A 13053-nucleotide genomic window follows, 5' to 3' on the forward strand; every position below is an offset into this window, starting at 1 on the left:
GAGCGGTGAATCTGTCGCCTGCGAAGGACAGAATTGCCCCGAAGTGGTCGCGGACGCGGACAACGAGTGCCAGAATTGTTCCGACACTAATGACACTAAGCAGGAGGAGGCGACGCAGACCGTCTGCGGCAATGGGTTCTGTGAACCCGAAGGCGAAAACTGCCAGAATTGTTCCAAAGATTGCGGGTGCCCGGGCAACACCCACTGCGCCAGCAACGGGGCTTGCGTTTACGAGACTTGTGGCAATGGTGCTTGCGAGCAGTGGGAAGATTGCGGTTGCGAGGACGACTGTCCTTGCAACAATGATTACACCTGCAAAATGGTGGAAAAGACTTGGTGCGGAAACTATGGTCCTTACAGTGATGCCGGCGTAACAGAAGGTTGCGAGGCCTCCGGAGAGATGGTGCTTACCTGCGTACCCCCGTGGTGCGGGGATGGCGAATGCCATGGCAATGACAAATATCCTCACGAGGATTGTCATTCCTGCCCCGAGGACTGCGCTTGCAACAGCAAAGAAGTTTGCCATGAAGTCAAGCAGACTCTTTGGGACTGGGACTACCAGTGCATCCCAACTATATGCAACTACGACGATACCTGCGACAGCTGGGAAAACTGCGGCAACTGCCTTTATGATTGCCCCTGCCCCACAGGCAAAGAGTGCCAGGGAGCAGGGTGCGAGTGGACCTTGCCGCCTACCTGCGGAAACAGCAAATGCGAGGAGTGGGAAAACTGCGGGAGTTGTCTTGTGGACTGCGGGTGCCCGGAGACCACGGCGTGCAACAAAACCAGTGGAACTTGCGAGTACGTTTGCCCTGCCGATGCCGTGATGCCAGAAAACTGCTCGGATACCAACACGCCCTGCGTCTGCTGGGATTTCTGCGGATTTCTTGGAGAGTGGTATTGCGGTAGTTATGGGCATTTGACAACCTACACTTACTTTCCGGACATTGGGGATGGATTCTGTCATGTTGGACCTCCTCAAGATTTCGCGGTTGGCAAACCGGGAACCAACTACCTGGAGTTAACCCAATCTGGTCTCCAAGGTAAGGCTTTTCTCTCCGAGGATGGAACTGTTTGGACAGATCCATACAGAACTTGCTACAAAAACTGAATTTTACCGCGACAGAATTTCGTGACTAATCACGAGAGACTGCCGCGGTTTTTTTTGATCACAAAAAGACGTCTATTGGCGTCTTTTTGCTTTTTAATTTAAGAATTTTAGATTTTAGGGTGTAATGATTACCTTATTACTAAAAGACGTCCAATGCTCTATAACGCTTTTGTTATCTATTGAACAAGCTCTAAAGTCATCTTCTTTAGCAGGATCATCCCAACACCCCCCAATTACAACAGCGCACGTACCATTACACCACCCCCAATTATCCAAGACTTGGACTTTGGGTTTAAAGTGGCACTGGCTATTTATATTATCCCAGCAGTTGGTAATAACATTGGCGGAGCAAACGGGCAAGGACAAGCCATTATTAGCTAGGCACTCATACACGTGCTTATATGTAAAATATCCCTCTTCGCAGGCCTCGGCAGAGTTGCCAAAATGCAGGCGGTCATTTGGAGAGGAAGGGGAAGAGCAGGAAATACCACTACCACAATCAGCATTACTGTTGCAAGGCTTATTTAAATTACTATCGCAGACTTTTTCGTCACTGCTCTCGCACACCGGCTTGTGATTCTTATACCACCCCCTAGACTCATACACCGAACCATCTCCCCAATCTATGGCCACGCGGGTAATGGGCATTTGATCATTGTCGGCATAGGCGTAGAAGGCTGCGGTGACTACGGGAGAAGATCCGTTGTAAGTGATATCTTGATTGTCAACATAACCGTTGTTGAAGTTTAGGCTAAACATGTTAACTGTCCCCCAAGTAAAGCTGTTGTTGCCGGCCGGGTTTAAAGAGTAGATTTTAGGAGGATGCGGAGTAATAGCGGCACTGAGATTGTTTATTGTTTGAGTAGCACCACTATCTCCTTGCGACTTGTCGCGGTTGCTCCAACCACTACCCAATAATTCATATTTATTTTCATTCCACGCCCAAGTATTAAAACTGGAGGCAAACAACTCCTGCAAACGAAGAAAAGCGGCGTTAGGCTGTGAATGATCCCCAATATTCGGCGTACTTGGACCACTGTCACCTATTGTTTGCGGAATTGTTTTGCCTTGCTCCAAAGAAATACCTACGCAAGTGCCTTGCTCCACCACTTCCATTCCCACGGTGTCGCCATAGGTTTTAGGGGGACAATCTTTAGACGAGCCGCACATCAGGCCGTGATTCAAGCCACCCACACACAAGCCGCGGATCTGGTTAGCATCGTCGCAAAGATATTTTACAACCCCGCCTTGGCAATCATCATCAACACTGCAATAACTGCCGTTTTTAGACCCTCCTTGGCAGGTACCAGATATATTTTGACAGGAAACATTATCTGGTATGCAGTCGCCATCTTCAGAGCATGACCACTTATATAAAGAAGAAAGTGGGGTTCCATAACAAACACCGGCAATACATTCAGCAAAACCATGGCTACTCACTCTGTCTAAACACCAAGCAGAATCAAAATTAGAACAGTCAATCGCCGGCTCTATCATCTGAAGCAAATTCTTCCCCGAATCAGTTTCACCGGCGCAAACTTTTTTGTCTAAGCTGGCGGACGGTTTACAAGTGCCATCATCAACCTGTTCATTACATGCCAAGTTGCCCTCATTTTTATTATCAGCCATATTACAAGGCTGATTAACATTGGGTCCGGCAGAACACAAGGCCGCCTTGCCGCAATCACCGCCATTGTCAGGACTGCAATTTAAAGGAGTGGCGCCGCCCGATTTTAGCCAAATGGGCCAATAACCTGCCACATACCAGCTTTGCAATTTATCCCAGTTGGTTTTGCTGTTGTCTATTAAGGTTAAATCTTTAGGATCTTGGCTTTGATCAAATGAACCAAAAGGCGTAAAAAATTGATTAAACGGTAATTTCATTTCTTTACCATTATCATCACCACCCAAAATATATCGGCCCTCTTGCCAAATTCTATCGGTACGGGCTTTGGCTTTAAAACCAAACACTGAGCTCTGCACATCCGGATTAACTGGATTATCCTGCACAACTTGCCTAATATCCGTGCACACTTCTGTTAAATAAAAATCCAATTCCGCCTTAAATCCTCCGCTTTGTGTGGATCCGTCGCAAGTTTTTGAATTCATTGATTTTAATTTGCCGGTTGTTTTATCAAAAGTGACTCTAAAAGCAATAGCGTTAGAGTCTGTATTATCATAAAAGTTTTCACACTTGCTCTGAGTTAGAAAATTAAAAGAACCTTCGGTTCTATTATCCGGCCCATTATGCCAAAAAAACTCCAAGGAAATATCCCCGTTATTTTCCAGTTTAGTCCCGGACCAATAGTAACCGTCGCCATTGGAGACACCGTTTAATTTTTGTTTGGTGAAAGTCAATAATTCATTGGCCGGATAATCTTTTCCATTAATAAAGGAAAGGGGGGTTAAGCCCATAGCCACTACTTCGCTAAAATTAAGATCTTTCTCAACAGAAGTTAAGAAAAATGTTTGTTCCTTCCATAAATCAGCAGTAAAAGGCACCCAACTTTTACTATTTTTACACTCTTCTTCTGTATTTATGTTGGAAATTTCTGTTCCATTTGAAGAAAAACAACGCCCCCGACCGGATGTTTCCCAAGTATTTTTAGGTTCGGCACGGGTAATTAATTTATAACTACTGCCGTATCCAAAAGTGTCCCCGTTGTCCTGAAACGGCAGAGAAGCATTCCCTTTAGCCTGGACGCACCAAAATTTCCCCGAACCCTCCGGGGGGTAATACCCGGCTTCTCTGTTTAAAGCATACAAATCAACTCCGCCCTTAGGTACTGCCAAAGGATACCACATCACGCATTTGTCAGTGGAATCTTTAAGCAGACAGTAGCCATTCCAGCCAAATTCACGCGAAATTTTTCTATCGGTTAAACAAGAAGCGCCAAGAGTAATGCCGCCGGGTTTTTGATTAGCCGGACGGTCATCAGAACAATCACTGACATCAACGCAAGGCAAGCTTTTTTTAGATTGTCCATTCTCTAAAAATCCGCCGTCGCAAACGCCTTTATTTTCTAAAAGCTGATTGGCTAAATAATACTTGGTGATGGCGGCTTTGTCACTGCCGCCATATTCCACTTTGGCAAAAGAGCAAAAATCAGGATAAAGGGAAGGATTCAAACGCGAAGAGTTGGCTTCCGAAGGTATTTCCGCTGAAGCAAACCCGCGGCAAGATTCAGCGATTGGGCCACCGCCATTATACACTGGTTGGTTATTGATGGCTTTTAAGCCGTTAGAAGCAACCAAATCGGCAATCTGTCGGCCGTTATAAATGGAATAGCCGCTAAAATCTTTAACAGAAAAAGCTCCATTATTAGCAGAAACATAAGCCGAAAGATCTAAAATTTGACCAATGGCGGGTGTTTTATTTGTGTCCTCAACCCAATGACCGCATTGACCTAGAAGCTCATCACTATTATTAACTTCGGCCGCTGAAGCAATTTTGTCGCAATTTTTAAGCTCAGTGCAGATATCAACCGAATTACCGTTTTTCAGCACTTTCATAGTGGAGGCGCAAGCAAGCCATTCGCCGCAAACACGATCCCGCTTAACTTTTAAAATTACGTTAGCATCATTGGCATCAAGATTATCATTGGTACAATTGAGATTGTCTGCTGAAGTTTTTTCACCCTCCACCCCACAATCAATCGGATTAACCTTTTGATAATTGTTTTGTTGGCTTAAATTATAAGTTGCATCAGCGTTCCACAATCTATCGCCTTTGGCGGTTTCATTAAACAAAACGCAACCTTGTTGCAAACTGGCACTGCCACCGCAAGAACCGCGGTCAATTTTTTCATTGTTAATCACATAGTAAGATTGGCCGGATAAATTGCCGGAAGCGGTTCCCGCGCCTACCGGATCCACAAATTCCGAACAGCCATTTTGCGCGGCGGGACACAAACCCACAGCGCCATTATAGGTAGCATCTCCGTTTTTAAAAATTTTATAATTGGTGCCCGCATAACAACTGTCAGTTGTACCTTTAATCACCCAGCCACCGGTAGAGCCATTAATTTTATCTTTCCATTCGCATAAACGATTGCCAAAAACAGTCGGGTCTTTAAAATAATCAGATCCGCCTTGGTCCGTGGTGTATTGATTACAGCCTTCGGCCTCTTGGCTGCACAAAATTTTGCCATAATTATCCGGCTGATCTTTAAGATACACCGTGGTAGAGGCCTGCACAGCTCCATTCGCGGAGTAGTCAATCAAACCCAAAGCGCGACAACCTGCGTTATCACTAGAGCATTGAAAAGCGGGGCTGTTTACTAAATACACCATCCGATCAGTGGGGACTAAAATACTCTCTGAATCAGATGATAAATTAACACCATAAGAATGACCTTCGGCATCTGTAGTTGCAGCTACGCTGTTTAAATTATGTAATTCAGGGCCTAATTCAGTTAGATTTTTACCCAAACCAACATAATTAAATCTACAAAAAGTTTGTCCCGGAAGTACATCACATTTATGCTCGCCATTTTTGTCTTTACAATCAATTACTTGGTTTGAATATGTCTGCGGCGAGGAAAGAAGAGAACACTTGGCATTAAACAGCGTAGCCGAAGTTGTTTCGGTGTCAAATGTTTCAACCAGCTCCTCGCAACCTACTGCTTCCTCACGACAAATACTGCTAAAAAATTTAACCGCCACAGTATCTCCTTTGCGGTTGGAATAAGATTCACAGCCAAGTTGAGCCTGCGGTGCCAATCTTAACGGATTGGCGGAATTTCCTCCCAAAGACGAGCCAAAGGGATCGCCATTAACATTGTCGCAAGATGAAGGAGTGGCCCAGGAATCCTTAATCACATAAACGTTATCCGTCATTTGTTTTACAACAACATTATCAAGATAAAAAATGTTCCCCTGGCCGCCAAATTGCAAAGTGGAAGAAGAAACTTCTTGATCCCAAGAGACGTTAAAATCGGCAGTAAAAACCGCCCAATTATTGGTTAAATTAAAGCCCCTATTTTCTTGAGAAACAAAATTGGAGCCGGCCAAACTTGTGCCAAACTGTACTGCTAAATTTAAGGAAGCATCTTGACTCTTAGCCCAAAAAGAAATAGAAATCGTTTTATTTTTTTCTAAAATATTGGTGAAACCGGAAGCGCCAATTACTTTCAAAGATTTTCCACCGACCACGGTTGCCTCGGAACTGATTGTGGCAGTTGTCCCCGTCCAGTCCAAAGAGGAAACAGTGCTACCAACCGTGCCTGTTTCAAAATCTTGAAAATAAATGGTTTGAAAATTATTACCCGCGTTGCCTTTGTAAGCGCGGCAACCCACAGCCGTAGCCGGACAAGACTTGGCCTCCAAAGAAATAAATGAGTGGATACAAATTCCTCTCGCCGAATCCCAAGCTCCGCCGGTAGCATCACAAGAGATTTGATCGGACAGACTTTTGCGATAATTTTTGCATTCGCTTGGAGAAACTGTGACGGTTTTAGAATAAAGGCGATAAGATTTTTCACCCTGACGATTATAAAATTCGCGACAATCCGGATCAAAATCTTTGCCTAAGGTAATTTTATCCGCGTAAGTACTGGCACTACAAATATTTTCATAAAAAGTAAGTGTCAAAGCATCGCCGGTATTATAGGCCGGCTCGCCGGTATGGCCACTTCTGGTATCTTTCTTTAAAATGTATGTTTTTAATTGATAACCGGAAGTATCACTTCCCTCCCAAGTATAAAAAGTGTCTCCTTCGGCGGCAATTTTACTGCAAGATTTTATCTGGCTAAAATAAGCTTTTTGTTCTCCGCCAGCCGCTTGAGTTTCTATATTAACAAATTCTTCGCAACCTACGTTTTCCAATTTGCACGATTTGGCGTTGGCAGGGATAAAATAAGCATTGGCATTGCCAGAAAATTGAGTAATTGGCTGTTCTATATATGTTTCATAGCCAACGCACTCATTTGGGCATAAATCCCCTGTTGTCAAAACACCGGGAATTGTCGGATTGCCATTTGACGGAGTGTAAAGCTCGCAACTTTTTTCTTCTGCACTGCAAACTGTGGCAAAACGAGAACATTGAATTTTTTGTTCCGCAGTCAATCCATTGGAAATTTTATACAAATCGGATTTATTAACCGGCCAAGCTAAAGTAGAACTGCTTAAAGTATTTGTATTGGGTGTACCTGTGGGGACCAAATTTTCACCATAACAATTATAAAACTCGGGCGCTTTTTTTAAATTAAGATTTTCTCCAACTACGCCTTCAGCCTCGCGGATAAATTTAGAGCACCCTTCATTTTCATTGCCGCATCTTTCAACTGAACGATTAAAATAAATTTTAGGATCACCGGCGCCGGATTGCCAATTCCAATCTCCGCCCAAATAAGCGGCTGAAATCGCATAAGAACGGCAACCGGAATTATCCGCCGTACAAATACCTCTATCAATGGTATTGGCTAAAAAACTCATGGCCTGACCTTGGCTACTGGCATAACCGGTACAAGTATTGAATTGTTCATCGCAACTATCGGCACCCAATTGCCAAAAATTTTTCTCTCTTAAACAATAGCCCCAAAAATTACATTGTCCGGTTTGTGAATTTTCACCAACACAACTTTGCACATCGGTGCAGGATTTGGCTCTTTGTCCGGGAGTATCGGCCGTAGGAGGGTACAGAGCCAAGGAACTGTTAACTTCGGCGGAGCAACGGGCCTTAGGAGCGACAATCAGCCAATTAGGATCAATCAGATGATAATATTGACTGCTACTATCATAAAAACCGGCCACCACATCTTTTAAAAATACTTTTTGCCCAAGAGAGACTGCTTTCTGCGCGGCTATTTCCCAGCCCAATGACAAAATTCTAAAAAAACGCAATTTAATAAGATTGTCATAACAGTAAGCGTTAGGTTTGCAAGATCCCTTTGGCAAAAGTTCCCAGTCTCCATGCAATTTGCCCGAAGAGAAATTTAAAGCTTCACCGACAGTTAAGGGGGTTCCCGCTTGGGCTAAAGATAAAATTTCTTGAAAATCGGAATCCAGGGCACCACAATAGGGGCCGTTGTTGGTAGCGCAATCGGGGGTCAATTCTGTAGCCACATATTGATAATCCCCAATTTCGCCAAAGGTGGGTTTAACAAAATCGGCAAAGGTGGCTTCGGACGCCTCGCGATTACCCACCACCTGCGCCTGCTCATCATTGGGCGCTGATTTTTTACAAGTCCAAGAACCGTCTTTTACGCCGCAGGCTATCCCGGTGATTAATTGTCCCACAGAAAGCAAGCCTTTTTTTCTTAATTGCTCTGCCAATTGATCGGAAAGAGTGTTGGTGAACATAGCGGCGGCATCGCCCAAAACACCAGCGATGTTGCCCAGATTTAAATCATCTTTTGTGGCTTTTACTTCTTCGGTTTTTTGTGTTTTTGAATCACTTATAACGCTTTTTGCTTGTTCTTCGTTAACAGCTACAGGAGCCGTCGCATCACCCCCTACCGGAGAGGCCGTATTTTTCATACTACCATCAGAGTCGGCTTTATCTCGAGCTTTTTGTTCATCTTCGGCCCGTATTTTATCCAAAGCTTCCAATGTTTCTAAAGATAAAGACAGGCCATTTTGCCCCGGCTGAAAAGACATTCCCACCTGGCTCCAAGCACCGGCTGTACCCAAATTACTATAGGCATTTTGTATTTCTCTCCAATTACAACGCGGCTGAGGATCCAGGGTGTTGTACATTTTTAATTTTATTCCCAAATTATAGGCAGGTATGCCGGGATTACACAAATTAATGCCGTATTTTTGTAAAAATTGCGTTTCATCGCCAAAATAGCCAATAGCATCGGCTGCTGCCTGCAAACCGGCGTTTTCAAAATAACCGGCCGCGTCAGTGTACCACATCGGCCCCTTGTCATAGTTGCCGCTGGCCAGCCAAATGGCTGTGTCCCTGGACATTTTATTGACAAAATTCCTAAAAGACTTCATTAAAGCCCTGCCTGCCGCTTGGCCAATATTTACTTTTAAATCTTTACCGATAGCAGTTATTTTAGTCCACAAACCAGTAGCATCAGCCACGGGATCCGTCACTGTAAACTGCGCTCTAGCCGACCACGGCATTCCCAAACTTCCAATCAATACAAAAAATAAAAAAAATATTGCAATTTTATTTTTGTGATTTTTTATTTTTTCTTGGCGCGTCATAGCCAAATTATAACTGTTTAATTAAATCAAGCAAAGCCTGATCGTCTAAACCATCTAAGGTCTCTTTAGGAATACCTTTTTCTAATAAGCTTTTGCGCAAAGCTTTTAAATCCACATTACTAATATCTAAAGAAAAATCCGATGATTCTGAATTATTAGCCGCCGTAGATGTGGAAGAGACAAATTCTTTAAAAAAAGCCAACAAATCGTTATCGGAAAATTTTTCCAATTCTTTGGAATCTATTCCATTCTGAATTAAGAAATCGCGCAAAACTTTAGGGTCGGGATTAGAACCCAAAAGATTCTGTAAAAGTATCTGATCGGCGGTCGGCAACTCTGAAACGGATATCTCCAAGGAAGAGGTGGCTGTATTAGCGGCCGCTTGATTTTGCACTAAACTGCCATAACAATCTTGTCCTTTGGGACAATTGGGATCACTGCCGGAATCGGCTTCCGTTTTATCATTTAATCCATCGGAATCGGTATCTGTTAAATAAGGGCTGGTTTGATAAATATATAACTCGTCATAATCTTTTAAGCCGTCGGCATCCGTGTCTTTTTTCTTTAGTTCTTCATTGGCAAAATTTTGATCAAAAGATATTTGTTCGCCGACGGAATGTTGCAAAGCAAAAAGCGCAAAGGGAGTTTTTAAATTGTTGCCCATTTGCCTAAAACCTAAATAAACAACAAAGACCGCCAAAACAACCAAACCCAAAAAGGCCAGTTTTTCTTTTCTTGTCATTTCTTTTTGCTCTCCGCTCGTTGACATTTTAATAATGATTTTTTTGTTAAACAATCGGGTCTTACTCCTCTATATTATATCTTTTTAATCCCCATTTAACAAGGAGATATCCACAAAAAACTTTTTATCTCTAAAACTCAACTTTCTATTCCTTTTTAAAGACATTTTTAGCTAAAATCAGCCACTTTTCTAAACTAATTTCTTCCGCCCTGGCATTTAAATCAATCCGCGCCTCCTTAAAACCGCTTAAAATAACCTTTTCATCTAAAAAAGATTTTAAATTTTTCTTGAGCATTTTTCTTTTTTGAGAAAATCCGATTTTGACTAGCTGAAAAAAAATTTTCTCATCACTTTCCTTAAGCCGTCTTGTAATATTGTTGATTTTTAAAATGGCGCTTTCCACTTGTGGAGGAGGACTAAAAGAAAAACGGCTGACAACTTTTAAAATTTTGGGCTCACCAAAATATTGAACCAGCACGGACAAAAAAGATTTGTCCCCCTCCCCGGCGCAAACTCTTTCAGCTAATTCTTTTTGCACCAACAAAACTATTAAGGTTGGCTGATTGGAAGCTGTCAAAAATTTTTCCAAAATTTTAGAAGTAATGTTATAAGGAATGTTGGAAATAATTTTATAGCTCTCAGGCAAACTCTGCGGATCTAATTTTAAAGCATCCTCATTTTTTATTTTCACATTACTTGATGCGGAAAATTTTTCTTCAAGAATTTTAAATAATCTTTGATCTATTTCCAAAGACAGAACATTTTTGGACGCTTTAGATAATTCACAGGTTAAAACACCTTCTCCTGCGCCAATTTCTAAAATAAAATCATCAGGCGCAATCTCCCCTCCCGCCACAATTTGTTGCAAAATATTTTTATCAGTCAAAAAATGCTGACCATAAGATTTGTCGGTTCGAAAATAATTTGCTTGTTTAGAGGGGCGTAATTGTTTAAATTTTTCCGGTCCAACTGTATTATTTTTTTTATTTTGCATTTTCAGATAATTAAAAATTAAGTGATTTTTAATCCCCCCTGTCTTAACACTTCTATCTTGCCATTTCTAATTCGCGCAACAGTAGAAGGCGCGCGACGCTTTAAAACTCCTCCATCTACTGTATAAATACAGTCGGTTGATAACTTTTTAAAACTCTTTTTTAAATCTGTCACAGAATAAATTTCTTTTGCTCCGGAAATATTAGCCGAAGTAGAAACAATGGGCCGGCCCAATCTTTGGGCAAGAGTACGCGCTATTTTATTACTGGAAATTCTTATGGCTACAGTATTATCTTTGGCAACGACACTCTTGGATAAACCCACCTCTTTTTTATTTTTTAAAACCAAAGTTAAAGCTCCCGGCCAATATTTTTTAGCTAGAATTTCCTCCTGTTTGTTCAAAATCACCCATTTTTTAACCATAGCCAAACTTCCGGCAATTAAAGGCAAAGTCTTGGCTTGGGGCCTTTGTTTTATTTTAAAAATTAAATCCAGTGCTTCCTGATTGGTAGAATCGCAACCAAGACCATAAGCGGTTTCCGTGGGATAAATTATCACCCCTCCTTTTTTTAAAAAATCAACCGCCTCTTTTAATTTTTTAACAATAATCATAAAATATTATTTATGATTCATCTTTAAATAGGCTTCTATAAAACCCAACAAATCACCGTCCAAAACTTTATCCGGATCCTTAGATTCAAATTCTGTGCGATGATCCTTTACCAAATGATAGGGGTGCAAAACATAACTTCTAATTTGATTGCTCCAAGCCGCCTCATGATACTCTCCGCGCAATTTAGAAAGTTCATCAGCGTGTTCCTCTTCCATTTGAGCCGCCAGCTTGGCTTTTAAAATTCTCATGGCGGTTTCTTTATTCTGCTGTTGGCTTCTTTCATTCTGACAGGAGACAGTAATACCGGTGGGCAGATGCACCATACGTACCGCACTGTAAGTGGTGTTAACCGATTGCCCGCCTTTGCCCGAAGACATAAAAGTATCAATACGCAAATCTTCCGGTTTGATTTCCACCACCACTTTCTCATCAATTTCCGGCAAAACTTCTACTAAGGCAAAAGAAGTATGGCGCATTTTTTCTGCGTCATAAGGAGAAATGCGCACCAAACGATGTACGCCGTGCTCTGATTTTAAAAACCCATAGGCATAAGAGCCGCGTGCAACCAAAGTAATACTTTTAATACCCGCTTCTCCTCCCCGGCTTTCAGTTAAAATTTGTGTTTTAAAGCCACGCTTCTCGCAAAAACGTAAATACATACGCAAGAGCATTTCGGCAAAATCCATAGCATCAACTCCGCCCGTTCCCGCGTGAATAGATAAAAAAGCATTGCTTTTATCATGCAATCCGGAAAACAACAAACTAATTTCCGCTTCGGCAAACTGTTTTTGCAGATAAATCAGTTGTCTTTCTAAATCTTCACGCAAACTAACCGTTTTGTCTTTAGCATCCAATTCTGCCATTTCCTGTAAATCCCGCGCTTGTGTTTCCAGGTCATGCCAAAAATCAAATTCCTTTTTTAATTCATCATATTTTTGAGTAATTTTCCCGGCTTCAAGGGCGTTAACCCAAAAATCAGAAGCGGACATTTGCATTTCCAAAACTCTCATTTCTTCTTGTTTTTTATCCAAATGCAAAATCTGCCGAGCTTCTTTAATCTTAGTCAGCAAATTTTGCAATTCAAAAATTACTTCTTTAATGGTCATCTAAATTTTTATCTTCTCCGCGTATTTGCCAATAATTGGTAGCTCATCCATCTTACCTTGATAGGCATTGGAGATTCCCACCACGGTTAAAATGATAGAAGCAATCCACAGCACCAATCCCAATAAAGGAAACCAACCCAAAACCCATGTAACCAGCCATAAAAGACAGAGAACCAACCCCTGTTTGCCGTGAAACTTGGCATAAGGACTGTTTTGTCTGCCGAGTAACGGCACCAAACACAACACCCCTAAATAACCGATAACGGCGATAATTTTATTATCCTCAAAATCTTTTTGCTCGGGAATTTTTTTGATTTGTGGTTCCATA

6 protein-coding genes and 1 pseudogene (1 of these 7 only partly in view) are annotated in these 13053 nt (G+C 42.1%); all 7 read right to left on the reverse strand.

Annotated elements, in window-relative coordinates; genetic code table 11:
• Positions 1-967, reverse strand: a pseudogene (locus tag A2294_02655) (hypothetical protein) (it extends 116 nt beyond the left edge of the window).
• A gap of 258 nt (positions 968-1225) precedes the next feature.
• Positions 1226-9271: a hypothetical protein gene (locus tag A2294_02660; protein ID OGH86133.1), complete on the reverse strand. Its 8046-nt coding sequence runs from the start codon at positions 9269-9271 to the stop codon at positions 1226-1228.
• A gap of 7 nt (positions 9272-9278) precedes the next feature.
• On the reverse strand, positions 9279-10067 hold the full coding sequence (locus A2294_02665; GenBank protein OGH86134.1) for a hypothetical protein: 789 nt from the start codon (positions 10065-10067) through the stop codon (positions 9279-9281).
• A gap of 91 nt (positions 10068-10158) precedes the next feature.
• Positions 10159-10899, reverse strand: coding sequence for a ribosomal RNA small subunit methyltransferase A (locus A2294_02670; GenBank protein ID OGH86182.1), 741 nt, complete (start codon positions 10897-10899; stop codon positions 10159-10161).
• 125 nt (positions 10900-11024) lie between these two features.
• Complete coding sequence (locus A2294_02675; GenBank protein ID OGH86135.1) at positions 11025-11618, reverse strand: threonylcarbamoyl-AMP synthase; 594 nt, start codon at positions 11616-11618, stop codon at positions 11025-11027.
• 6 nt (positions 11619-11624) lie between these two features.
• Positions 11625-12725: a peptide chain release factor 2 gene (locus tag A2294_02680; protein OGH86136.1), complete on the reverse strand. Its 1101-nt coding sequence runs from the start codon at positions 12723-12725 to the stop codon at positions 11625-11627.
• Positions 12726-13052, reverse strand: a complete 327-nt coding sequence (locus A2294_02685) for a hypothetical protein (protein OGH86137.1) — start codon at positions 13050-13052, stop codon at positions 12726-12728. It abuts the gene before it with no gap.
• Between the last annotated feature and the right edge of the window lies 1 nt (position 13053).

It is taken from the genome of Candidatus Magasanikbacteria bacterium RIFOXYB2_FULL_38_10 (genome assembly GCA_001783145.1).
In the GTDB taxonomy this organism is placed as follows: domain Bacteria; phylum Patescibacteriota; class Patescibacteriia; order Magasanikbacterales; family UBA10003; genus GWC2-40-17.